This is a genomic window from Paenalcaligenes sp. DL 309, assembly GCF_057475285.1.
This window is the reverse complement of sequence record NZ_JBYBKW010000002.1, coordinates 234,455-257,048: the sequence shown is the minus strand read 5'-3', so window position 1 is coordinate 257,048 and position 22,594 is coordinate 234,455. Positions and strand designations below refer to the sequence as shown.

Sequence of the window (22,594 nt, the reverse complement as noted above, 5' to 3'; positions counted from 1 at the left end):
GTAATAGTGAAATTAAAGGGGCTATTGTAATGCCTAATCGATGCCACGGGCACGATCTTGTGCAAATTGAGCCTGCCATTGCTTAAAAGTGCCTGCAGCAATAGCATCACGCATTTCTTGCATAATTTGCAAGTAAAAGTGTAAGTTATGCAAGGTGTTTAGCCTAGCACCGGTGATTTCATTAGCGCGCTGCAGATGATGCAGATAAGAGCGGCTGAAATTCTGACAAGTATGACAGCTGCAACTGGGGTCTAGTGCTTTAGTATCTTCTTTATAGCGCGCATTACGAATTTTCACATCACCAAAGCGGGTAAATAACCAGCCATTGCGTGCATTACGCGTGGGCATAACACAGTCAAACATATCAATACCGTTGGCCACACCCTCAACCAAGTCTTCGGGGGTGCCTACGCCCATTAAATAGCGTGGGGCATTTTCTGGTAGTTGTGGCGTGGTGTGTTGCATGATGCGCAGCATGTCTTCTTTGGGTTCACCTACAGATAGGCCGCCTATGGCATAGCCTTCAAAGCCAATGTCTGCGAGAGCGGCTACTGACTCATCGCGTAAGTCTTCGTACATACCACCTTGCACAATGCCAAATAGGGCATTGGGGTTTTCAGACTCTTTAAAAGCCGTACGTGAGCGCTTTGCCCAGCGCATGGACATGCGCATGGATTTAGCCGCTTCTTCATGGTTGGCTGGCCGCTCATCAATTAAATAGGGTGTGCACTCGTCAAATACCATCGCAATGTCTGAGTTTAAGGCACGTTGAATACGCATGGACTCCTCAGGCGTTAAAAAAAGTCTATCGCCATTAATGGGAGAAACAAAGGTCACCCCCTCTTCAGTTATTTTACGTATACCTTTGAGGCTAAAGACTTGGAAACCACCGGAGTCGGTCAGAATGGGTTTATCCCAACCCATAAAACCGTGCAATCCACCATGCAGTTCCATAATTTCCGTGCCAGGACGTAGCCACAAATGAAAGGTATTACCCAAAATAATTTGTGCATCCATGTCTTCCAACTCATGAGGTAGCATGGATTTCACACTACCGTGCGTACCCACTGGCATAAAAATAGGCGTTTGCACCACACCGTGATTCAAGGTGATAGCACCACGACGGGCCTTGCCGTCTGTGGCGAGTAATTCAAAATTAAGTCCAGTCATATTATTTTTTATCTATAAACATGGCATCGCCATAACTAAAAAACCGATATTTTTCTTGTACCGCATGCGCATACGCAGCACGTATGGGATCCATGCCCGCTAAGGCGGAAACCAGCATCAGTAACGTGGATTGGGGCAGATGAAAGTTAGTAAGTAAAGCGTCAATAGAGTGAAATTTATAACCTGGCGTAATAAAGATACGCGTATCACCACTAATATCGCCATTGGCTAAGATCACGCTTTGTGTTTTTTCTGGTTGTGCTGCCGATTCTAAGGCTCGTACGCTGGTGGTGCCAATAGCAATCACGCGTTTCCCAGCGGCTTTGGTTTTTTGTATTAAGGCTAAGGTACGCGCAGGCACAGTGTAACGTTCTGCATGCATTTGATGATCGGCAATATTATCCACGCGCACTGGCTGAAAAGTGCCCGCCCCCACATGCAGAGTAACAAAAGCGGTATTTACCCCTTTGTTTTCAAGGGTCTTGAGCGTTTTTTCATCAAAGTGTAAACCCGCAGTAGGAGCAGCTACCGCGCCGGGATGCTGGGCATACACGGTTTGATAGCGCTCTTCGTCTGCTTGCTCAGCGGCATGAGTTATATAAGGTGGTAAAGGCAGTTCCCCATAGAACTCTAAGGCTTCTAATGCAGGCTGGTCAAATCGCACATAAAAGAGGGCGTCATCACGTCCAGTAACGGTAAGCCGCAACGCCCCTGCGGCAAAGAGTAGCTCAGTATTTGGTTTGGGTGCTTTGCTGGCGCGTATATGAGCCAACGCATGGTGTTCATCAAGCACCCGCTCTATAAGTACTTCAACTTTACCACCCGTGTTTTTTTGACCCTGTAAACGGGCTTTAATGACTTGGGTATTATTAAACACAAGTAAATCACCGGCATCTATGAAGTCAGGGAAGTCGGTAAACGTTTTATCGTAGAAATTACCACTATTATCTAGGTACAATAAACGGCTGCCAGTACGCTCTTGCGTTGGGTGTTGCGCAATAAGCGCATCAGGTAAGTGATAATCAAATAAAGAAAGAGCTAAATTCATACGTTAATTTTGGAATTTTGGGAGTCAGTATGCGAGTTGCTGTTAAAACGTTATGGCAGAAAACAGCCGTTGTGCTTGGGTTATACCTTATAAGCTTGCCGCTTTTGGCGCAGCCTTTGCCCACTGAATTACAGCAGGCCTGGAAAAATACCCGTCTACCCGAAAATGCGTTATCGGTAATAGTTAAAGAGGTGGAGGGTCCGATATTATTTGAACATAACGCCAACACTCCTCGCAATCCAGCCTCTGTTATGAAAATGGTTACCACATGGGCTGGGCTGTCAGGTTTAGGCCCTGAGCATATATGGCGTACTACAGTGTACACCCAAGCTCACGCAAAAATCGATGCCCAGGGGACATTACAAGGCTCTTTATATATAGATGCGGCCGGAGATCCTTTTTTCTCCGTATCAGACTTGTGGAGTTTACTGCGTGATGTACGTATGCGAGGCATTAAAAACCTCAGTGAAGTAGTCATAGACCGCTCGGTATTTGGCAATATTACTACCGACACCTATGCTTTTGATGGAGCAGGGGATCGTCCTTATAATGCCAGTCCTGATGCCATGATGGTGGGCTTTGGCGCATCACGTTTAGTGTTTCAACCCGACGCAAAAAACAAACAATGGATTAGCTTTGTGGATCCTCCCATTGCCGGCATGCGTGTAGAGAACAATGTGAGTTGGAGTGATCAACGCTGTCCAGGATCTCCTGCAGTGGCTACTCGTATTCAAAACACCCCCGGTGGAATAACAGTACAGGCTTCAGGTACCGCTGCTGGTTCTTGCGGTGAATTTAGTGTGTATAGGCTTACTACCGGCCAACAAGCCTTTTTTGACAGCGTATTCAAAATGATTTGGAAAGAGCTAGGCGGTACGCTGGCGCATGGGATTAGTACGGGCGCAGTGCCTAGAGGAGCAGAAGCTTTGGTGTGGCATGATTCTCGTCCCTTGGCTGATCAAATCCGTGTGATTAATAAGCAAAGTAATAATGTGATGGCCACTTTATTATTACTGCGTTTAGGTAATCAGATTAATGGTAAAGGAGCCACCACAGCCAGCAGTGAAAACGCCGCTATGCGGATCCTTCAATCACAAGGTGTAAACACCAGTGGTTGGCGTATAGATAATGGCTCTGGCTTGTCTAGAGTAGCTAGAGTGACTGCCGGGGGTATGGCACAGATGCTCGACGTGATTTGGCAATCTAATTATATGCCTGAGTTTATGTCTTCCTTAGCCATAGCGGGAGTGGATGGTACCGTACGTAGACGCTTACGAGACGATGAGGTGCAAGGCCGCGCTCATCTAAAAACCGGTACTTTGCGTGATGCGCGCGCCTTGGCGGGCTATGTGTTAGGCGCCAGTGGTAAGCGTTATATTATGGTTACCATGGTCAATGGTGAAAACACAGCTGCCGTGCGTCCTTTTGATGATGCCTTGGTAAAATGGATTGCAGAGCAGTAGTAGTGAAAATTAAACAAAATTCAAAGAAAAGAGCATAAACATGGCGATACATGAAATAAAACACCCCTTAATCCGTCATAAAATTGGTCTCATGCGACGAGCTGATTTAAGTACCAAGAATTTCCGTGAAATGTCCCAAGAGATTGCGGCTTTATTAACCTATGAAGCCACTAAAGATTTGCCCCTAGAGCCTACGGTGATTGAAGGTTGGTGTGGTGAGGTAGATGTAGAAAAAATTGCCGGTAAAAAAGTTACAGTGGTCCCCATTTTGCGTGCAGGAATTGGTATGCTAGATGGGGTCTTAAGCTTAATACCTGGAGCCAAGGTTTCTGTTATAGGGATTGCTCGCGACGAAGAAACCTTCGAGGCACAAACCTATTTAGAGCGTTTAGTAGGAGAGTTAGATCAGCGGTTTGCTTTGATAATTGACCCTATGCTGGCTACGGGTGGTTCTATGATTGCTACCATTGATTTACTAAAAAAAGCGGGATGCAAAACCATACGTGCCTTAGTACTGGTGGCAGCCCCTGAAGGCATAAAAGCCTTGCAAGATGCACATCCTGATGTGGAGTTATATACTGCATCGGTGGATAATCACTTAGATGAACAAGGGTATATTGTGCCAGGCTTAGGTGATGCGGGCGATCGTATCTTTGGCACCCGGCAGAAAGTTGAGCTTCAATAGTAATTTTTTTACAAATTTTGCTGCTGCTAACAGACGCAAAATGTAAAAATCAGGTAGCATTGACGTAAGAAGTTTGTTTTTTAATCAAGGAGATTAACCATGGCTACAAAGAAAAATGTACAACGCGACGAAGATTTCATGAAAGAAGTACGCAGCAGCCTAGATGAAGCCGAGCGCTTAATGCGTGATGCCGCTGAAGCTACTGGTGACAAAGCCACAGAAATGCGCGAGGCTGCCATGCGCTCTTTGCGTCAAACGCGTGAAACCCTACAAGACACTCAAGAGGCAATTGTTGAAAGTAGCCGTCAAGCGGCTAAAGCTACTGATCATTATGTGCATGACAACCCATGGCAGGCTATTGGCGTAGCCGGTATTGTGGGACTGTTATTTGGTATGCTTGTAAGTCGCAAATAAGACAAAACCGTAAAACCGTAAAACCATAAAATAAGAAATAAGGGCATGACTATGTCATTAAGGCAACGAGTGGGGGCTTTAAGCATTACGGCTATTTCTATAGTTCGTACACGTTTGGAGTTGTTTGCACTAGAAGCAGGTGAGCAAAAAGCAAGTTTACTTAAGCTATTAGCTTTATTGTTTGGTGCTCTGTTGTTTTCCACCTTAGCGCTCTTAGTGTTTAGTTTACTCATAGCCCTTATTTTTTGGCCTACTGAGTACCGCTACTGGGCTATAGGCGCTTTGATTATTTTTTATGGAGGCTTGGGTGCCATTATGTTTATCAGCATTGCCAATAAGCTCAGTAAGGGGCCTATGCCTTTCTCCGCTACGCTGGAAGAGTTAGGGCGTGATATCCAAATGCTAGATAGCTTGCGCTCTGATGATAAAAAAGGACCTGGGCATGAGTAGAGTAAATAATAAAGTTGAACGCCAAGTTCGCATAGAACTTCTACGAGCTCGCGCTGCAGTGGAACGTCAGGAGTTGTGCTTTATTAGCCGTCAAATTGGGGCTTCTGTACAGCCAGAAAATATTTTAGCCCTCCTTAAAGGGCAGGTTACGCGTGGTTTTGGCTCACATTTTGGCTCATCCAAAGCAGGCGGTTGGATAGATTTTGTTCTCTCTTTTAGCCAACGCTACCCCTTATTACTGTCAGGGGCTTCGGCGGTGGCAAGTACGGTAGTGGGTAAAAAGAAATGGCGATTAGGTGCTCTTGCCTTAACTACGTGGCGTTTATACAGTGCTTATCAAAACATGCAGCAGCGCAAAAGAGACCGCTTGCTTCAAGCTAAGCGGCCTCAAAGTGGCCGTATTATTGGGCCGTAGTGGCCTGATCTTAAAGTCCTAAATCCTGCCAGAGATCATCCACTCTTTTTACGACTTCTGCGTCCATTTCAATGACGCGACCCCATTCACGGTTCGTCTCGCCGGGCCATTTGTTAGTGGCGTCCATCCCCATTTTGCCGCCTAGGCCGGATACGGGTGAGGCAAAGTCTAAATAATCAATAGGTGTGTTTTCCACTAATACGGTATCACGTACCGGGTCCATGCGCGTGGTCATTGCCCATACCACCTCCTTCCAATCACGCGTATCAATGTCTTCGTCTACGATCACAATAAACTTTGTGTACATAAACTGACGCAAAATACTCCACACGCCAAACATCACCCGTTTGGCATGACCGGCGTATTGTTTGCGTATAGATACTACCGCTAGTCTATAACTACAGCCTTCGGGTGGTAGATAGAAATCCACAATTTCCGGCAATTGACGCTTTAGTAATGGTACAAACACCTCATTTAGCGCCACACCTAAAACGGCAGGCTCATCAGGCGGTTTACCTGTGTATGTGCTGTGATAGATGGGGTTTTCGCGCATAGTTATGCGTTCAACAGTAAAGACCGGGAACCAATCCTGCTCGTTGTAATAGCCTGTGTGATCGCCGTATGGACCTTCTAGCGCCATTTCGTAATCGGAAGCGGGCAAAGGATTTACACCTTCAGGGACTTCTGGGCGAATGGCATCGGGGTGATTTGCCGGTAATATATGCCCCTCTAAGACAATTTCAGCATAAGCCGGTACAGATAAATCACTACCAATGGCTTTGGCGAGTTCCGTACGTGAGCCACGCAATAGGCCGGCAAATTGATATTCAGATAGACTGTCTGGTACCGGGGTGACCGCGCCTAAGATGGTGGCGGGATCACAGCCTAAAGCCACTGCAATGGGAAAAGGCTCACCCGGGTGTGCAAGCGCATGATCACGAAAGTCTAAGGCGCCACCACGGTGCGATAACCAACGCATAATAAGCTTGTTGTGCCCAATCTGCTGCTGACGATAAATACCGAGATTTTGGCGTTTAGCAGCTGGTCCTTTAGTAATTACTAAGCCCCAAGTGAGCAAAGGAGCAGCATCGCCCGGCCAGCAATATTGTAAAGGAATATCGTCTAAGTTAACGTCTTTGCCCTCAATAACTATCTCTTGGCAAGCCGGTTTTTTGATGTTTTTAGGAGCCATATCCCAGAGCGCGGATTTCAGCATAGACACTTTAGAAAAAGCATCGCGTAACCCACGAGGTGGCTCTGGCTCACGTAAAGTGGCGAGTAATTCACCCACATCACGTAAGGCACTAACATCTTCGGCCCCCATGCCCCACGCTACACGTTTAGGCGTACCAAATAAATTCGCCAGTACGGGCATTTTGGCAGGCTTGCCTAAATGCGTTACATTTTCAAAAAGCAATGCCGGGCCTTCGGCATGCAGTACTCTAGAAGAAATTTCTGTCATTTCTAAATGACTAGAAATGGGCTGAGTAATACGTTTTAGCTCACCCGCTTTTTCTAGCTGGGCAATAAAATCTCTGAGATCACGATATTTCACAGTAGTAACAAGCTCCAATTTCACTTTACCGACTATTATAACGATTAAAGCAGTATCATTAATTTATGTTTTTTTTGAGGTGTATGCGATGTCTGCACAGCAACAAACTTGGATAGCTAAGGGCTTTTATGCACTTAACTCACGTCTGGCAGAGTTTATACATCTGTGCGCCATTTATTTAGGCATAGCGGTTATTGTGACCATTGCTGCGGGTGCGGTAGTGCCGTCTATGCGAGATCAAGCTAGTTTAATTTATCATGTGGTGGTTGAAGCTTTGCGCCCTCAAGTGATAAGCAATGATCAATACGCCACCTTGGGTTGGTTTGGGACGCAAAAAAATGCCGGTAGTACTACGACGTTATCATTAGAGGAAGCGGAGCAATCGCTGAGTTTGCCGCCTCCCTCAGCCTATACTGATTTTGCGCAAGTATTACAGCAGTCTTCGGCAGGCTTAAAAATAAGTGGAGTGTCTGCGGGGCAGTTGCAAGCGTTGCGCAGCTATATTTCACGCAAATATAGAGTTGCGCCGCAAATTACTAACGCCTTGATTCATATGGCTTATACCAATGGGCGTGAAAAGAACATAGATCCTTTACTGATATTGGCGGTGATTGCTATTGAATCCACTTATAACCCCTTTGTAGAAAGTCATGCCGGTGCACAAGGTTTAATGCAAGTGATGACTAGGGTGCATCAGGACAAGCTAGAGATGTATAGCGAAGGCGATTTATCAGTGTTTAGTCCTGAAGCCAATATACGAGCAGGTACACAGATCTTAGCGGATTGTCGTAAACGTAGAGGTTCTATTACCGGGGCACTGTCTTGTTATGTGGGTGCCATAGGCCCCAGTGATGGCGGGTATGGTGCTAAGGTGCTGGCCGAACGCCGCCGCATTGCGTTGGCGTCCGGGATTGCAGTTAAAGATTAATGCAAAAAAGATGGCATTAGCCCAAAAATTTTTGCATGCGCTCCACCGCTTGTTCTAAACGCTCTAAAGACGTGGCGTAAGAGAAACGTATCATTTGTTGGGCGTAAGCCGGGCCAAAATCTAAACCTGGTACAGCAGCAACTTGTGCTTCGTGCAGCAGCCTATGAGAAAAGTCCTGACTGTCATCGCTGTGTTGGCTAATGTCAGCATAAATATAGAAAGCGCCATCGGGCTTTACAGGCACGTGCAGCCCCATAGAATCAAAAGCGGGCAGTAAGAAATCACGGCGCGCTTTAAAGGCTAAACGGCGCTGCTCGTAAATTTCCATGGCCGCAGGCTCAAAACAGGCGAGAGCCGCGTGCTGAGCGGGCGAGGGGGCACATATGGTTAGGCTGGCCGCCATTTTTTCTACGGCAGGTTGAATCTCTTTAGGTAGAATTAACCAGCCTAAGCGCCAGCCTGTCATATGGAAGTACTTGGAAAAGCTATTAACAATAATAAGACTTGGGTCTAAACAGAGTGCACTTTGCGGTTGATCCTCATAATATAAACCCAAGTAGATTTCATCCATAATGATGAAACCATTACGTGCTTTGACGGCTTTAATTAAGGCTTTCAGCTTATCGGGGGCAATGGTGGCGCCCGTAGGATTGCTAGGTGAGGCAATCAACACACCGCGAGTGTTATCTGTCCAGTGATTTTCTATATCGGCGGCAGTGAGTTGGTAGCGGTTTGCAGCTGTACTAGGGATAAGAGTAGGCACACCACCTGCTGCGAGTATGAAATTTTGATTGGCCGGATAAGAAGGGTCAGGCATTAATACCTCATCTCCTTCATTGATTAAAGCTAGGGTTGCTAAACTTAGGGCGCCAGAAGCTCCAGCAGTAATCATTATTTGATCCGGATCTACCGTGGCATTAAAATGATCGACATAGTAATGGCAAATAGCCTCTTTGAGTGCAGTAATACCAGAGGGTGGTGTATATTGTGTATGGCCAGCAGCAGCCGCTTTTTTTAAGGCCTCTACCACCGAGGGTGGCGCAGTAAAATCAGGCTCGCCAATGCCAAGGCTAATAATATCCATCCCTTGAGCCATTAAGGCTTGGGCTTCTTTAAAAAGATCGACCGCTCTAAAAGGCATAACTAGTTGTGTACGGTGGGCAAGGCGGGGCATAAACGATGTCTCAAGAATTAAAAGTAATAGTAAATAGGTAAAAAGGGGGCAAAATGCAAGATGCATCTAGACGTGCCTTTTTCGGTGCCAAAGCACCAGAAGTCAGCCAGTGGGATCAACTTTTATTGCAGTTACAACGTAAAACCCAAGGGCAACTGCGTGGACTAGACCATGAAGAACAAGTGGTGTACAGACCAAGCATATTGGCTGATCTACATCATGCTAGGCAATTATGCCACGCCTTTGATGCCAGTCTCTATGTTTTGGGCCAGCATACTCCCGTCAGTGATGGCACTAAACCGATAGTGTGGCTGGATTTAACTGCACTTAATCAGTTGATGCCTATAGACCCACAAAAAAATCAGTGGTTCGTGCAGGCAGGTGTTTGTCTAGGCCAGCTCAGAGAAGTAGGTTTTGATTTAGCCTCTTCATTACCTGATGAACTTAGCGTGGCTAACTGGCTCGCTGATCCACAATGGCAATCCTATAGCTTAGCGCAATTACCACAAAGTGGCTTAGTTCATGCTTCCTTAATGACGGCTGATGGTTCAGTTAATAGCTTGGGTTTATTTGGAGAGAAAAACACTAAACCGTTAAATACGGCATTTTTACGGCGTATTGTGCCCGAGCTCTTTCAGCTTGCAAACTCTGAGCTAGCGCAGGTGTTATTAGACCCACCCCAATGGTTAGGACGTTATCGATTAGATATATTTACTACTAAAAATACCGAATTGAATTTAGCCCATTTGCTTTTAGGCCATGGTGGCGATTTAGGTATTTTAGAGTGGGTAGTTATTAATAAAAAAGAGCGCAAAACGCCAGTGCCTTTTGCCCCCTCTATTAATCCTGACCCCACTTTGCAAATGGCCGCTCAGGAGTTAGATGCGGCTATCAAACAGCTTTTTGATCCTGAAGGGTTGTTTTCCTTTAGCCAAAACGCCTAGGTTGGGTTGTTTAATGTTGTGCCGCAGCATGTTTAAAATGGTGCGAGCGAGTAAGATAGTTACATGTCTGCTTTTTTCTAATCAGTATTTACTCTTGTGGGGTAGTTAGCATAATGGATGAAAATTTTCGTAAAGCCGCGCTGGAATATCATGAGCAAGGGCGCCCGGGTAAGCTGTCAGTGGTTCCTACTAAGCAGTTAGCAAACCAGCGGGATTTAGCGTTGGCCTATTCACCAGGGGTAGCTGCGGCTTGTGAGGAAATTGTAGCTGATCCTCAAAATGCGTATAGGTATACGGGGCGCGGCAATTTAGTGGGTGTTATTACAAATGGTACTGCTGTTTTAGGTTTGGGCAATATAGGTGCCTTGGCTTCTAAGCCAGTCATGGAAGGCAAGGCGGTGTTATTCAAAGCTTTTGCCGGCATTGATGTGTTTGATATTGAAATCAATGAAAATGATCCTGATAAGCTCGTAGATATTATTGCAGGTTTAGAGCCTACCTTTGGCGGCATTAATCTCGAAGATATTAAAGCCCCTGAATGTTTTGAAGTGGAAAGCAAGCTGCGGGAGCGTATGAATATTCCCGTCTTTCATGATGATCAACACGGTACAGCTATTTGTGTAGCCGCTGCTTGTTTAAATGGTTTAGCTGTTGTTGAAAAAGATATAAAAAAAGTAAAAGTAGTGGTTTCAGGTGCGGGTGCAGCGGCGTTGGCTTGCATAGATTTACTGGTGGACCTAGGCCTTCCCAAAGAGCATATTTGGCTTACCGATATTGAAGGGGTGGTCTACGAGGGCCGTACTGTCTTAATGGACGAGAAAAAAGCGCAGTATATGCAAAGTACAGAGGCACGTTTGCTGGGCGATGTAATAGCAGAAGCTGATGTGTTTTTAGGTCTATCTGCTGGGAATGTTTTAAAGCCCGAGATGGTGGCGAAAATGGCGCCTAGGCCATTAATTTTAGCCTTGGCTAACCCACAGCCAGAGATATTGCCTGAGGTGGCTCATGCGGTGCGTGATGATGTGGTGATGGCCACAGGCCGCTCAGACTACCCCAATCAAGTGAATAATGTTTTGTGCTTCCCTTATATCTTCCGCGGTGCTTTGGATATTGGAGCTACTACCATTACACGTAGTATGGAAAAAGCCGCAGTGCATGCCATATGTCAGTTGGCTAGAGAAGAGCAAGATGAGTTGGTTGCAGCCGCTTATGGTTTAGATAATAATGAGTTTGGTCCCACGTATTTTATTCCCAAACCCTTTGATTCACGCCTGATTTCACGTATTGCGCCTGCAGTAGCTCAAGCAGGAATGATGGATGGGGTTGCCACTCGTCCTATTAGTGATTTCACCAGCTATATCTATCAGCTGCAACAGTTTATGTATCGCTCCGGCGCCTTTATGAAACCCATCTATGGGATTGCTAAAGGCTTGGTTAAAGATGGCGGTAAGGCGCGCATTGTTTATGCTGAAGGTGAGGATGAGCGGGTATTACGTGCTGTGCAGGTTGTGGTGGATGAAAAGCTAGCAAAGCCCATTTTAGTAGGTCGTCCCTCAGTCATTGAGCAGCGTATTAAACGCTATGGTTTACGCATTCGCATTGGTGTGGATGTAGAGATCACTAATCCTGAGCAAGATGATCGCTTTAATACCTATTGGAATAATTACTGGGAGTTGCGCTGCCGAGACGGGGTAACGCCAGAAATGGCCAGGGTAGAAATGCGCAGACGTTTTACTCTTATTGGCACCATGATGCTACATTTAGGTGAAGCTGATGGCATGATTTGTGGTACGGTAGGCACCTACGGAAATCATCTACGTTATGTGGATGAGCTGATTGGTAAAGCTCCGGGCGCCAAAACATATGGCGCGATGAACATACTACTATTAGGTGAGCGCACGGTGGCCATTGCTGATACTCACGTAAACGACAATCCCACTGCTGAGCAAATAGCTGAAATTACCATAGCAGCCGCTGAGCGTATGAAAGGTTTTAGCTTAGAGCCTAAAGTGGCCTTGTTATCACGATCTAATTTTGGTACAGAGGTTACACCTAATAGTGTAAAAATGCGTGAGGCTTTAGCTATCATACGTGAGCAAGCCCCCGATTTAGAAGTAGATGGTGAAATGCATGGCGATTGTGCTTTAGATGAGCAAATGCGCAAAAGCATTTTGCCTAATACCACTTTATCAGGTTCTGCAAATTTACTTATCTGCCCTAGCGCAGATGCGGCAAATATTGCCTATAATTTACTGAAAACCGATGGGGGTGGTAAAGCTGCCATAGGGCCATTTTTACTCGGTGCGAATGCGCCGATTAGTATTTTGACAGCTACCTCTTCTGTGCGTCGTATTATTAACATGACGGCCATGACAATATTAGAGGCGAATGTCAAAGCGTAATTTCCCAATCAATACCTAATTATTTTTTTATTAAAACCTTATTAAAATCTTATTATGCAAGCAAGGCTGCAAACAGCCTTAGCTGCATAATTGCATAAACATATATCGCAATGATTACAGTTAAAATCCAGTTATTATCCACCCTAAGTCAGGAGGCAGGTTAATGAATCAAGCGCCTAAGTCGCTGCAGGCTTTGTTGCAGGCAGGTGGCCTGATTGATGTCACCGAATCTCAGTACCAAGAGGCTTTTCAGTTAGCTAAAGCGGCAGATATTACTGCCATAGTAGTAGAATGTGATCGTGCACGCAGTCTGTCTGCTGTGTTGCGTGCTGTTGTTAAAGCCGTTGAGTACCCTGAGTTTATTGGTAAAGACTTAGATGCACTTTATGATTGCCTATGTGACACGGTTTTAGATCAAAAAACAGGGTTGTATTTATGGTTTAATAAACTCCACACGGGTGATCCCGCATTAGCAGAAGGGGCTGAGGCAATTCTTAGTGTTTGTAATGATGTAACGGATTTTTCTAGTAATAAAGGTCGTTACTTTGGCTATAGCATAGTACATGCTGGTAAACACCCAGACCCAGAGCCTGGAGTGAGTCCCGCACCGTATGCGGGTGGTTTTGACGATTAATCTTAATCGGTCCAAGCTAACTGGCCGCGTATAGCGCCCAGTAGGGCAATAGCAGCCGTTTCGGTACGTAATACTCGGCTACCAAAACGCATAGCAATGGCACCTTTAGTTAGTGCCATTTTCTTTTCCTCTTCAGACCAACCGCCCTCAGGGCCTATGAGTAATACCCAATGAGTACTATTTATGTCTGCTGCCTGTGCAAAGGCGGCAGTAAAGTCTTGGCTGGCATCAGGATCACAAAATAACAGTTGTGTATTGTTATCTACATTTTGCGTAAACTGAGCCATGGTTTGTAGAGGCTCTACCTTCAGTAAACGGTTGCGGCCACATTGCTCGCTGGCTGCTTGTGCAATGCGTTGCCAGTGAGCTAGGCGCTTTTCTAAGCGTTCGCCGCTGAGTTTTAAGGTGCTGTGTTTGGCGGCAATAGGAATAAGGCTGCTCGCTCCCATTTCCACCGCCTTTTCACAAATCCAGTCCATTTTATCGCCAGTGGCTAAACCTTGGGCTATAGAAATCTGCCAAGGCAGTTCACGCTCTATGTCGTGAAACTGTAGTAGTTGAGCTTGTACAGTCTTCGCTTCGTAGTGCAAGTGCGCTAGGTACTCTCCGCCTTGACCATTAAACAACAGCACTTGGCTTTGATCTGGCAGCCGTAAAACGCGCTGCATGTAGTGGGCAATAGCTTTATCTAAACGCACAGCTAGCCCATGCTCTAAGGCGGTGGCTAAGTTATTTTCACAAAAGAAACGGGGCAGATTCATAGCAAAGAGTCGTATAAAAAGAAAGGGATGGTATTGATTTTAAGCTAGAAAACACAGAGACGCCTAGTGCGGCGCAATAATGCTAAAATCAAACCTTTTAGAACTTCTGATTGCTGGTGAGCACCTCATGGATATTCCATCTTCCACTGCTAAAACTATGGCTAATGCAATTCGCGCCTTGGCCATGGATGCCGTTCAACAAGCCAAATCCGGTCACCCCGGTGCCCCCATGGGCATGGCTGAAATTGCCGAAGTCTTATGGCATAGACACTTAAAACACAATCCCACCAACCCTGATTGGTTTGATCGCGACCGTTTCGTTCTATCAAATGGTCACGGTTCCATGTTGATTTATGCTTTGTTACATTTAACGGGGTATGATCTACCCATAGAAGAGCTTAAAAACTTCCGTCAACTGCATTCGCGTACGCCTGGGCACCCCGAAGTCGGGTATACCGCAGGCATAGAGACCACCACAGGCCCGCTTGGGCAGGGTTTGGCTAACGCGGTCGGTATGGCTTTAACTGAAGCCATGCTGGCTAAAGAGTTTAATCGCCCAAATCACACGGTGATTGATCACTTCACATATGTGTTTGCTGGCGATGGTTGTCTTATGGAAGGGATTTCCCATGAAGCCTGTTCTTTGGCTGGTACCTTAAAGCTGTCTAAACTGATTGTGCTTTATGATGACAACGGTATTTCTATTGACGGTCAGGTGCAGCCTTGGTTTAGCGATAATACTCCAGAACGTTTCCGCAGTTACGGCTGGAATGTGATTCCGGATGTGGATGGTCATAATGCTGAAGCAGTAGATGCAGCCATTGCCCAAGCTAAAGCGGATGCGGCTAAAAACTTAGGGCCTACGTTAATTTGTTGTCGCACTGAAATTGGTAAAGGTTCGCCTAATTTAGCTGGCTCTGAAAAGTCGCATGGTGCGCCCCTAGGTGATGATGAAATTGCCCTCACCCGCGCGGCCATTGAATGGCCTCATGCCCCGTTTGTGATCCCGACTGAGGTTTACGAGCTGTGGGATGCTAAAACGTCTGGAGCAGAAATGGAGTCCGAGTGGAATACGCGCTTTTGTGCTTATAAAGCTGAATTCCCTGAGCTAGCAGCCGAGTTAAATCGTCGTATGAGTGGCGCGTTACCAACTGATTTTGCGCAAAAAGCCCAAGATTTCATCGCACAAACTAATAACGAAGCAAAAACCGTAGCTTCACGTAAGGCCTCTCAGTTAGCCATTACCGCTTTGGTGCAACATGTGCCAGAAATGCTAGGGGGCTCCGCTGATCTCACCGGTTCAAATCTTACCAATTGGGAAGGGGTTGCCCCATTACGGGTGAATGAAAATGGGCTGGAGTTTGGGCGTCATATTAATTATGGTGTGCGCGAATTCGGTATGGCCGCCATTATGAATGGCATCGCCTTACATGGCGGCTATATTCCTTTTGCCGGCACCTTTCTGACCTTTTCTGATTACTCCCGTAATGCGATCCGCATGGCAGCGCTGATGAAGCAACGTGTGGTGCACGTGTTTACGCATGACTCCATTGGTTTAGGCGAAGATGGCCCTACGCATCAGTCTGTAGAGCATGCTGCCAGTTTACGTTTAATTCCAAACCTCCACGTATGGCGTCCGTGTGATACCACGGAAACCGCAGTGGCTTGGGTGGAAGCTTTATCACGTCCACAAAGTGTGGGTATGCAAGTCAAAGACGGTGGGCCCAGTGCCTTGTTATTATCTCGTCAAAATCTACCCTTTGTGGCCCGTGATGCAAATACAGTGTCTGCTATTGCTCGGGGTGGTTATGTGTTGAGTGATGTTGAAAACCAAGACCCTCAAGCCATTATTATTGCCACGGGTTCTGAAGTAGGGATTGCTATAGATGCCCAGCAACAGTTAGCAAATCGAGGGGTTGCCGTGCGTGTGGTGTCTATGCCGTGCACTAATGTATTTGATGAGCAATCCGCAGAGTGGCGTAATAGTGTGCTATTACCACATGTGCCGCGTGTGGCTATAGAAGCAGGATCCACTTCTGGGTGGTATAAGTACGTGGGCTTAGACGGCGCTGTAATAGGTTTAGATACTTACGGTGAGTCGGCTCCAGCAGGAATATTATTCGAGCATTTTGGGATTACGGCAGCTAAGCTGGTTCAAGCCGTAGAGCAAATTTTGTAAAGGAATTTTCTAATGACTATTCGTGTCGCTATTAACGGTTACGGTCGCATTGGCCGAATGACATTACGCGCTCACTATGAGTACGGTAAAAAGCACGGTATTGAAATCGTGGCCATTAACGCTCCTGGCCAAGATGAAGTGGCCCGTCATTTAACACGCTATGATTCCGTGCATGGTCGTTTTAATGCAGATGTGGCTTTGTCTGAAGACAATAAGTTTTTAATTGTAGATGGCGATCGCATCCATTTATTGTCTGAGCGTGATCCCGCCAAATTGCCTTGGGGTGAGCTTAACGTAGATGTGGTATTGGATTGTACCGGCCGTTTTACCACTAAAGAAGCCGCCGGTGCTCACCTTAAAGCGGGGGCTAAAAAAGTGCTGATTTCAGCCCCTGGCGGTAAGGATGTAGACGCTACCGTGGTCTACGGTGTAAACCACGATGTGCTTAAAGCCACTGATACTGTGGTATCAAATGCTTCGTGCACCACAAATTGTCTCGCACCTTTAGTACAACCTTTGCACCAAGAACTAGGTGTGGTTAATGGCTTAATGACTACCATTCACGCTTATACCAATGATCAAGTGTTGATTGATGTGGCGCATAAAGATTTACGCCGTGCGCGTGCTGCCGCAGAAAGCATTATTCCTACTAAAACCGGTGCCGCGGCCGCGGTTGGTTTAGTATTGCCGGAGTTAAACGGGAAGCTAGACGGTTATGCCGTACGAATTCCTACGGTTAACGTCTCTATGGTTGATCTCACTTTTGTGGCAGAGCGTGACACCACGGTAGAAGAAGTGAATACTATCTTGAAAACAGCCGCTGAAGGTCGTTTACAAGGCGTATTGGAATATTGTGATGAGCCCTTAGTTTCAATTGATCATAATCACAGCACAGCTTCCAGTATTGTGGATTCCTTATTAACGAAGGTCTCTGGTCGCTTGGTTAAAGTCGCCGCCTGGTATGACAACGAATGGGCGTTTTCTGTGCGTATGTTAGATACCACTGCTGCGATGATGGCTGCTAAATAATTGCTATGAGTACTCATCAAATTATTACGTTGGCTGAGCTGGCTGCAGCGGGAAAGTTGGAAGGTAAGCGGGTTTTTATTCGCTCTGATATGAATGTGCCCCTGAGTAATGGCGAGATTACCGAAGACACCCGCATCAAAGCCTCTTTACCGGCCATACGTATGGCCTTAGATGCGGGCGCAGCAGTCATGGTTACCTCTCACTTAGGGCGTCCCAAAGAGGGTGTGGTTACGCCTGAAGACTCGCTGGCCCCTGTGGCAGAACGTCTAGCAAAGATGCTGGCGTGGCCTGTGCCCTTACGCCGTGATTGGGTAGATGGTGTGGAGGTAGAGCCTGGGCAAGTGGTTATGCTGGAAAATTGCCGATGCAATGTGGGTGAAAAGGCCAATGATTTAGACTTAGCTAAAAAAATGGCAGCCTTGTGTGATGTTTTTGTACACGATGCTTTTGGCACAGCTCACCGTGCGCAGGCCTCCACAGAAGGCATAGCCCGTTTTGCTCCTATTGCTTGTGCGGGACCCTTGTTAGCGGCTGAGTTAGAGGCATTGGGGCGTACCCTTAAAGATCCAGCGCGTCCTTTAGTAGCCATTGTAGGTGGGGCGAAGGTCTCTACGAAGTTATCTATATTAAGCGCATTAGCCGATAAGGTGGATCAGCTTATTGTAGGGGGCGGCATTGCTAATACTTTCATGGCGGCAGAAGGCATAGCCATTGGTAAATCCTTAGCTGAAATCGATCAAATTGATGAGGCTAAGGCAGTTATAGCGCAAATGAAGCAGCGCGGGACAGCCATTCCTGTACCTGTTGATGTGATTTGTGCTAAAAGCTTTTCGACCGATGCCACGGCCACCACTAAGGCCGCCACCGATGTAGAGGACGATGATCTGATCTTAGATATAGGACCGAAGTCTGCACGACAGTTAGCGGATATTTTGCGCAATGCCGGCACCATCGTCTGGAATGGCCCTGTGGGAGTGTTTGAGTTTCCTGCATTTGCCAGCGGTACGCGTACTTTAGCCAATGCCATTGCCGATTCAAACGCTTTTTCTATAGCCGGTGGTGGTGATACCTTAGCGGCCATAGCGAAGTTTGGCATTGCGGATAAGGTGGGCTATATCTCCACGGGCGGTGGTGCTTTCTTGGAGTTTTTAGAAGGTAAAAAACTGCCTGCAGTGGCGGTGTTAGAGCAGCGCGCTTTGAGTAAATCGTAGTTAAGTTTATAAATTGAGTTTATAAATTGAATTTGTAGTCTAAAAAAAAGCAGAATAGTATTATTCTGCTTTTTTTTATCTGATCTATCACGGGTTCCAAGCGGCTGCTTTATTTGGAGGCGGGTAATACGCTGATGCTTATTCCTTCTTTACCAATATCAAACTGCATTAAATCCACCCCTACTACTAATGGGCCTGCATACGTTTTTCGGGTGGCATTGATAATATCTTCGTCAGTGGGAGCGGAGATTTCCGCATCATCATAACGAGCGATATGACTATAGACTGCCATTTTGGGTTTGGTTTGCTCAAATACCGTTCCAGCTTGTTCAGGTGAAACATGGTGAGCAAAAATTCGTTGGAAGGCAGAGGATTTTTTGAGTAGCTCGGGCTTAATGGCAGCAACTTCGTGTATAAGTATGTCTACATCTTTACCCTGTTTAATGACATTATCACTTAGACGTGTATCGCCAGAGATAACTACACTGCGGCCATCATAATCAACTCTATAACCAACGGCAGGTTTAATTACGTCACCATGATCCACTTCAAAGCTGGTGACTTTTACACCATCTTTTTCATAAACCACGGCAGGGGTTTCAAATTCATGGGCTTCTACCGCAATACCTTCAGGAGGATTTTTTTCGTCTTCTAAGCGGATTTTAATGTCATCTTCATACGCGAGCTGTAAACCATCCATGAGTTTCTTAATGCCGGTAGGTCCGTAAATAACAAAAGGAGAGGTTCGCTGAGCATATTGAGGACGTAACCAGCCGGTAAGCCATAAATCAGGAATGCCACTGGTATGGTCAGAATGAAAATGAGTAATAAAATGAGCATCAATGCTACCCATAGGTACGCCAGCTTGCCATACACGTATAGCGGTTCCTCTACCAACATCAATAATAAGTTTTTGTGATCCCGCCTCAATGAGAGTGCTTTGACTAAAACGTTCTGGGCGAGGATTAGGTACACCGGTGCCTAATAATGTGACTTTGAAATCACCAGCCAGTAGGCTAGTTGAGCAAATAGCTAAAGCGATACCTGTTAAGGCTTTGGATAATTTAGTTATATTCATGTCTCTCTCTTTTTCTCTCTATCTAGTGAGTAATAGTTCGAATTTTTATTTATATGGTTGTGCGCGCTTTACCCTTCTTAAAACAAGCTTGCCATATAGTGAAATAAAGTATAGCTGGAAAAAAAGAGATACTAGTTATAGTAAATATGGGGAGTACTATAAGAAAACGTTATGACTCTGCAGTAAGAGAAAAGCTAAGTTTTTTTCATAATGGCTGGGTAATACCAGCTTAATACCACCGCCCGGGCTATTACATACATAATTAAGGCCCACCACAATCCGGTATTTTGATGTTGATTGGCCCACCAAGTCCCTAAGCCTACAAGCACACCTAGAGCTATTAAGGTGGAGTTACGCATAGCCTTAGTGTGAGTCACTCCAATAAAAATTCCATCAAGCTGAAAGGCGGCAAAAGACACAAAAATATAAATCGCCGCTAAGTTTTTATACTGCGAGGCGGTATATTGCACGTCTACGTCTTGTGTTAACCAGGTAATAAACACATTGGCAAAGAGAAATACCAGTATTGCTAGTAATAAGGCGGTGACGGCAGCTAAGACAGTGGTGTCAGTAACTTCACGTTGAAAGCGCACTTTGTCCTTAGCTCCATAAGCATGGCCCACTCGCATCTCTGCCACATTGGCATAGCCATCTAAGAAAAAAGCGGATAAAGAAACAAACTGCAGCAAAATATGATTCGCCGCTAGGGTTTCATCACCAAAGTTAGCGCCTTGTTTCGCAAACCAAGCAAAACCGGTAATTAATGCTAGCGTGCGAATCATGATATCCCGATTCACTTGAAATAACGCTAACATGCGTAGCTTATCGAATATTCGATGTTGTAAAACTTTAGCTCGTTGCCACGGTTGATGGAGTTCCATTTTTGGCAATAGTAAAAATAAGGCAAAGGTTAAAGCCAGCCACTCAGCTAAGACTGTGCCTAAAGCTATGCCTTTAACCCCCATATCCAAACCCATGACAAACACTACGTTCAATGCCATATTGAGGCCATTTAATAGTAGCTGCACCCACAGTAAATGGGTGGTCCAACCCATGCCTATAAACGTTCCTAATAAGGAAAAGGTCATAAGCGTGGCAGGTGCACCCCAAATACGTATATAGAAATAATCACGTACGCCGGTATTCACAGCTGGGCTAGCATTTAAGAAATGCGTAGCAATGAGTTCAATGGGCTTTTGCAAAACGATGAGACTAATACCTATGAGCAGTCCTAGCAAAATCGTACGAAAAACTAAAGCATGCATTTCATCGTGATCATTGGCACCGTGTGCTTGTGCCATAAACCCCGTAGTGCCCATGCGCAAAAAACCAAAACCCCAGTACACAAAGCTAAATACTAACGCGGCTAAGGCAATTGCTCCCAAATCGCTAGCATCGCCTGTTTGGCCAATTACAGCAGTATCTACTAAACCTAAAATAGGCACGGCCGAGTTGGCTAAGATAATGGGTAAGGCTAAACGTATAAGACGTAAGTAATTATTCGGAGACATTAAGAAAAGACAAGAAGACAGTTAATCCAAAAGTGCATCATAGCCTTGCAGAGTGTTTGGATATAGGAAATCAAAGCCGCTCTGGAGTAAACGTTGATTAGAGAAGTGCTTGCTATCATAAGCTAGATTACTATCTAACGTAGGAGCAGTGACGCCTAAGCGCTGTGCTATATGCTTATAAAGCTGACTGATAGCTAAAGGGGTATTGTCAGTGCCTAGGTAACAGTCTGCCGGCGCAGGCAGTTGTAGCACATGCGCGCATACACGGGCGGCATCCTCAATGTGAATACGGTTGGCATAATTATCAGCCGCGGGGTTAACAGTCACTTTGCCTTCACGTAAACGATTAAATAAATAATTACGCCCTGGGCCATACAGACCAGTAAATCGAATAACCGTTAACTTATCGCCTAATTCGGCCCGTAAAAACGCTTCCGCCTTAAGCAGCGCTTCGCCATTAAATGCTGGCGGACTGAGGGGGGAGAGTTCATCTTGGGCATCTGGATGTGGGCCATAGACGGCAGTGGAAGAAATGAACACAAAGTGTTTTAAGGTGTTTTTATCTATGTTTTCCAAAAGATTTATTAAGCCCGTTTCATAGACTGCGGCGTAGTTTTCAGGAGTGCGACCCCCCGGCGTAGCGCTATAAACGATGTGAGTGGCTGCAGGAAGTGTGCTTAAAGATGCCGTCGTGGTTACGTCTGCCGCCAGAGTAGATTGAAAGTTTGTGGCTTGACCACTACGATTAACCGCAGTGGATTGCCAGTTTTTTTGATTTAAATAGGGTAGGGTACGTTGTGCTAAGTCACCGGCACCTATCCAAACTAAGAGATTGATCATAATCGCTCCTGTTATGATTGTAATAGTGGTTGTTAGTGTGGGATTGTTCTATTCTAGGCAATGGGAGGAGTGGTGACGGCAAAATTTGATATTATTGGTGATATTCACGGGCATGCGGACGCATTGCATGAGTTATTGTATAAATTAGGTTATCAACAGCAAAACGATACCTTCATTCACCCCGCTCAACGTCAGGTCTTGTTTTTAGGGGATTTGATTGATAGGGGGCCGCAGCAATTAGAGGTATTACGCACCGTAAAAAACATGATAGATGCAGGTTCCGCGCGTACGGTAATGGGTAACCACGAACTTAATGCCATTGGTTGGACCTTTTATGATGCACAAGGTCAAGCACTGCACCCCATTATTTTAAAGACAAAAGTGGCCATAAACGGGTTGAAGCCCGTTTGAAGTGGTGGGAAGATAAAGGCACCTTGGCAGAAGTGGCTTTTTTACCCTCAGGCGTGGCGGCCCAGCTGCCTATTATTCAGGTTGATGAGGTCTTAGCGCCTTATGCAGCGGTTGATAGGCCGACTTTTGTGGGTCATTATTGGTTTAGCGGCAAACCGCAGCCCTTGACGGCACAAATTGCTTGTTTAGATTACAGCGTGGCCAGAGGTGGGCAGCTCGTAGCCTATCGCTTTGATGGTGAAAGTCAATTAGATGCCTCTAAATTTATTGCCGTCTAAAATATAAAAATATT

General features: G+C 45.9%; 22 protein-coding genes. 14 read left to right on the top strand and 8 right to left on the bottom strand.

What is annotated here, in order from left to right:
• Nucleotides 1-33 precede the first annotated feature (33 nt).
• Together tgt and queA are read right to left on the bottom strand one after the other, a co-directional pair.
• Nucleotides 34-1,170 (bottom strand): tRNA guanosine(34) transglycosylase Tgt, encoded by a 1,137-nt coding sequence (gene tgt, locus AC2UZJ_RS03890; protein WP_486948808.1) that lies wholly within the window; start codon nucleotides 1,168-1,170, stop codon nucleotides 34-36.
• A 1-nt stretch (nucleotide 1,171) separates the two neighbouring features.
• Nucleotides 1,172-2,218 (bottom strand): tRNA preQ1(34) S-adenosylmethionine ribosyltransferase-isomerase QueA, encoded by a 1,047-nt coding sequence (queA, locus tag AC2UZJ_RS03885; RefSeq protein WP_486948807.1) that lies wholly within the window; start codon nucleotides 2,216-2,218, stop codon nucleotides 1,172-1,174.
• Between the two features lie 29 nt (nucleotides 2,219-2,247).
• Between queA and dacB the strand changes: the two genes are divergently transcribed.
• From dacB to AC2UZJ_RS03860, 5 genes are all read left to right on the top strand, one after another.
• A complete protein-coding gene (gene dacB / locus AC2UZJ_RS03880; RefSeq protein WP_486948806.1) occupies nucleotides 2,248-3,681 on the top strand; it encodes a D-alanyl-D-alanine carboxypeptidase/D-alanyl-D-alanine endopeptidase in 1,434 nt (477 codons plus the stop codon).
• Between the two features lie 40 nt (nucleotides 3,682-3,721).
• Nucleotides 3,722-4,366 carry a uracil phosphoribosyltransferase gene (gene upp / locus AC2UZJ_RS03875; protein WP_486948805.1) on the top strand — a complete coding sequence of 215 codons (645 nt, stop codon included), beginning with the start codon at nucleotides 3,722-3,724 and terminating at the stop codon, nucleotides 4,364-4,366.
• Nucleotides 4,367-4,465: 99 nt separating this feature from the next.
• Complete coding sequence (locus tag AC2UZJ_RS03870; protein WP_486948804.1) at nucleotides 4,466-4,780, top strand: ElaB/YgaM/YqjD family protein; 315 nt, start codon at nucleotides 4,466-4,468, stop codon at nucleotides 4,778-4,780.
• Between the two features lie 51 nt (nucleotides 4,781-4,831).
• Nucleotides 4,832-5,230: a phage holin family protein gene (locus AC2UZJ_RS03865; RefSeq protein ID WP_486948803.1), complete on the top strand. Its 399-nt coding sequence runs from the start codon at nucleotides 4,832-4,834 to the stop codon at nucleotides 5,228-5,230.
• Complete coding sequence (locus tag AC2UZJ_RS03860; RefSeq protein ID WP_486948802.1) at nucleotides 5,223-5,645, top strand: hypothetical protein; 423 nt, start codon at nucleotides 5,223-5,225, stop codon at nucleotides 5,643-5,645. Before AC2UZJ_RS03865 ends, AC2UZJ_RS03860 begins: the two co-directional genes overlap by 8 nt.
• Nucleotides 5,646-5,655: 10 nt before the next feature.
• Here AC2UZJ_RS03860 and AC2UZJ_RS03855 read toward each other — a convergent pair whose 3' ends face one another.
• Nucleotides 5,656-7,200 (bottom strand): UbiD family decarboxylase, encoded by a 1,545-nt coding sequence (locus AC2UZJ_RS03855; protein WP_486948801.1) that lies wholly within the window; start codon nucleotides 7,198-7,200, stop codon nucleotides 5,656-5,658.
• An 88-nt stretch (nucleotides 7,201-7,288) separates the two neighbouring features.
• Between AC2UZJ_RS03855 and AC2UZJ_RS03850 the strand changes: the two genes are divergently transcribed.
• Nucleotides 7,289-8,128: a transglycosylase SLT domain-containing protein gene (locus AC2UZJ_RS03850; RefSeq protein WP_486948800.1), complete on the top strand. Its 840-nt coding sequence runs from the start codon at nucleotides 7,289-7,291 to the stop codon at nucleotides 8,126-8,128.
• A 16-nt stretch (nucleotides 8,129-8,144) separates the two neighbouring features.
• Here the strand turns inward: AC2UZJ_RS03850 and AC2UZJ_RS03845 are convergent, their stop codons facing one another.
• Nucleotides 8,145-9,302, bottom strand: coding sequence for a pyridoxal phosphate-dependent aminotransferase (locus tag AC2UZJ_RS03845; protein ID WP_486948799.1), 1,158 nt, complete (start codon nucleotides 9,300-9,302; stop codon nucleotides 8,145-8,147).
• A 53-nt stretch (nucleotides 9,303-9,355) separates the two neighbouring features.
• On the opposite strand from AC2UZJ_RS03845, the gene AC2UZJ_RS03840 reads away from it, so the two are divergent.
• The 3 genes from AC2UZJ_RS03840 to AC2UZJ_RS03830 all read left to right on the top strand — a co-directional run bounded on the left by AC2UZJ_RS03840 (nucleotide 9,356) and on the right by AC2UZJ_RS03830 (nucleotide 13,282).
• On the top strand, nucleotides 9,356-10,246 hold the full coding sequence (locus AC2UZJ_RS03840; protein WP_486948798.1) for a hypothetical protein: 891 nt from the start codon (nucleotides 9,356-9,358) through the stop codon (nucleotides 10,244-10,246).
• A gap of 113 nt (nucleotides 10,247-10,359) precedes the next feature.
• A complete protein-coding gene (locus AC2UZJ_RS03835) occupies nucleotides 10,360-12,648 on the top strand; it encodes an NADP-dependent malic enzyme (protein ID WP_486948797.1) in 2,289 nt (762 codons plus the stop codon).
• A gap of 163 nt (nucleotides 12,649-12,811) precedes the next feature.
• Nucleotides 12,812-13,282: a barstar family protein gene (locus tag AC2UZJ_RS03830; RefSeq protein ID WP_486948796.1), complete on the top strand. Its 471-nt coding sequence runs from the start codon at nucleotides 12,812-12,814 to the stop codon at nucleotides 13,280-13,282.
• A gap of 2 nt (nucleotides 13,283-13,284) precedes the next feature.
• Here the strand turns inward: AC2UZJ_RS03830 and AC2UZJ_RS03825 are convergent, their stop codons facing one another.
• The gene (locus tag AC2UZJ_RS03825; RefSeq protein ID WP_486948795.1) at nucleotides 13,285-14,043 is read right to left on the bottom strand and encodes a 16S rRNA (uracil(1498)-N(3))-methyltransferase; all 759 of its coding nucleotides are present in this window, start codon (nucleotides 14,041-14,043) and stop codon (nucleotides 13,285-13,287) included.
• Nucleotides 14,044-14,170: 127 nt separating this feature from the next.
• Between AC2UZJ_RS03825 and tkt the strand changes: the two genes are divergently transcribed.
• From tkt to AC2UZJ_RS03810, 3 genes are read left to right on the top strand one after another with little or no spacing between them, the layout of a single operon-like run.
• Entirely contained in the window at nucleotides 14,171-16,222 is a 2,052-nt protein-coding gene (gene tkt, locus AC2UZJ_RS03820) for a transketolase (RefSeq protein ID WP_486948955.1), read from the top strand.
• 12 nt (nucleotides 16,223-16,234) lie between these two features.
• Nucleotides 16,235-17,251, top strand: coding sequence for a type I glyceraldehyde-3-phosphate dehydrogenase (gene gap, locus AC2UZJ_RS03815; RefSeq protein ID WP_486948794.1), 1,017 nt, complete (start codon nucleotides 16,235-16,237; stop codon nucleotides 17,249-17,251).
• A gap of 5 nt (nucleotides 17,252-17,256) precedes the next feature.
• The gene (locus tag AC2UZJ_RS03810; protein ID WP_486948793.1) at nucleotides 17,257-18,462 is read left to right on the top strand and encodes a phosphoglycerate kinase; all 1,206 of its coding nucleotides are present in this window, start codon (nucleotides 17,257-17,259) and stop codon (nucleotides 18,460-18,462) included.
• A 109-nt stretch (nucleotides 18,463-18,571) separates the two neighbouring features.
• Here AC2UZJ_RS03810 and AC2UZJ_RS03805 read toward each other — a convergent pair whose 3' ends face one another.
• From AC2UZJ_RS03805 to AC2UZJ_RS03795, 3 genes are all read right to left on the bottom strand, one after another.
• On the bottom strand, nucleotides 18,572-19,540 hold the full coding sequence (locus AC2UZJ_RS03805) for an MBL fold metallo-hydrolase (protein ID WP_486948792.1): 969 nt from the start codon (nucleotides 19,538-19,540) through the stop codon (nucleotides 18,572-18,574).
• Between the two features lie 194 nt (nucleotides 19,541-19,734).
• Nucleotides 19,735-21,051, bottom strand: coding sequence for an MATE family efflux transporter (locus AC2UZJ_RS03800; RefSeq protein ID WP_486948791.1), 1,317 nt, complete (start codon nucleotides 21,049-21,051; stop codon nucleotides 19,735-19,737).
• A gap of 21 nt (nucleotides 21,052-21,072) precedes the next feature.
• Nucleotides 21,073-21,891, bottom strand: coding sequence for an NAD-dependent epimerase/dehydratase family protein (locus AC2UZJ_RS03795; protein ID WP_486948790.1), 819 nt, complete (start codon nucleotides 21,889-21,891; stop codon nucleotides 21,073-21,075).
• 72 nt (nucleotides 21,892-21,963) lie between these two features.
• Between AC2UZJ_RS03795 and AC2UZJ_RS03790 the strand changes: the two genes are divergently transcribed.
• Together AC2UZJ_RS03790 and AC2UZJ_RS03785 are read left to right on the top strand one after the other, a co-directional pair.
• Entirely contained in the window at nucleotides 21,964-22,302 is a 339-nt protein-coding gene (locus tag AC2UZJ_RS03790) for a metallophosphoesterase (RefSeq protein ID WP_486948789.1), read from the top strand.
• Nucleotides 22,299-22,580 carry a hypothetical protein gene (locus AC2UZJ_RS03785; protein WP_486948788.1) on the top strand — a complete coding sequence of 94 codons (282 nt, stop codon included), beginning with the start codon at nucleotides 22,299-22,301 and terminating at the stop codon, nucleotides 22,578-22,580. The genes AC2UZJ_RS03790 and AC2UZJ_RS03785 overlap by 4 nt, the downstream gene beginning before the upstream one ends.
• Nucleotides 22,581-22,594: the final 14 nt, after the last annotated feature.

Excerpts from the sequence above, each read along its gene's own strand:
- tgt (WP_486948808.1), bottom strand. The coding sequence starts at position 1,170 with ATGACTGGACTTAATTTTGAATTACTCGCCACAGACGGCAAGGCCCGT.
- queA (WP_486948807.1), bottom strand. The coding sequence starts at position 2,218 with ATGAATTTAGCTCTTTCTTTATTTGATTATCACTTACCTGATGCGCTT.
- dacB (WP_486948806.1), top strand. The coding sequence starts at position 2,248 with ATGCGAGTTGCTGTTAAAACGTTATGGCAGAAAACAGCCGTTGTGCTT.
- upp (WP_486948805.1), top strand. The coding sequence starts at position 3,722 with ATGGCGATACATGAAATAAAACACCCCTTAATCCGTCATAAAATTGGT.
- AC2UZJ_RS03870 (WP_486948804.1), top strand. The coding sequence starts at position 4,466 with ATGGCTACAAAGAAAAATGTACAACGCGACGAAGATTTCATGAAAGAA.
- AC2UZJ_RS03865 (WP_486948803.1), top strand. The coding sequence starts at position 4,832 with ATGTCATTAAGGCAACGAGTGGGGGCTTTAAGCATTACGGCTATTTCT.
- AC2UZJ_RS03860 (WP_486948802.1), top strand. The coding sequence starts at position 5,223 with ATGAGTAGAGTAAATAATAAAGTTGAACGCCAAGTTCGCATAGAACTT.
- AC2UZJ_RS03850 (WP_486948800.1), top strand. The coding sequence starts at position 7,289 with ATGTCTGCACAGCAACAAACTTGGATAGCTAAGGGCTTTTATGCACTT.
- AC2UZJ_RS03845 (WP_486948799.1), bottom strand. The coding sequence starts at position 9,302 with ATGCCCCGCCTTGCCCACCGTACACAACTAGTTATGCCTTTTAGAGCG.
- AC2UZJ_RS03840 (WP_486948798.1), top strand. The coding sequence starts at position 9,356 with ATGCAAGATGCATCTAGACGTGCCTTTTTCGGTGCCAAAGCACCAGAA.
- AC2UZJ_RS03835 (WP_486948797.1), top strand. The coding sequence starts at position 10,360 with ATGGATGAAAATTTTCGTAAAGCCGCGCTGGAATATCATGAGCAAGGG.
- AC2UZJ_RS03830 (WP_486948796.1), top strand. The coding sequence starts at position 12,812 with ATGAATCAAGCGCCTAAGTCGCTGCAGGCTTTGTTGCAGGCAGGTGGC.
- AC2UZJ_RS03825 (WP_486948795.1), bottom strand. The coding sequence starts at position 14,043 with ATGAATCTGCCCCGTTTCTTTTGTGAAAATAACTTAGCCACCGCCTTA.
- tkt (WP_486948955.1), top strand. The coding sequence starts at position 14,171 with ATGGATATTCCATCTTCCACTGCTAAAACTATGGCTAATGCAATTCGC.
- gap (WP_486948794.1), top strand. The coding sequence starts at position 16,235 with ATGACTATTCGTGTCGCTATTAACGGTTACGGTCGCATTGGCCGAATG.
- AC2UZJ_RS03810 (WP_486948793.1), top strand. The coding sequence starts at position 17,257 with ATGAGTACTCATCAAATTATTACGTTGGCTGAGCTGGCTGCAGCGGGA.
- AC2UZJ_RS03805 (WP_486948792.1), bottom strand. The coding sequence starts at position 19,540 with ATGAATATAACTAAATTATCCAAAGCCTTAACAGGTATCGCTTTAGCT.
- AC2UZJ_RS03800 (WP_486948791.1), bottom strand. The coding sequence starts at position 21,051 with ATGTCTCCGAATAATTACTTACGTCTTATACGTTTAGCCTTACCCATT.
- AC2UZJ_RS03795 (WP_486948790.1), bottom strand. The coding sequence starts at position 21,891 with ATGATCAATCTCTTAGTTTGGATAGGTGCCGGTGACTTAGCACAACGT.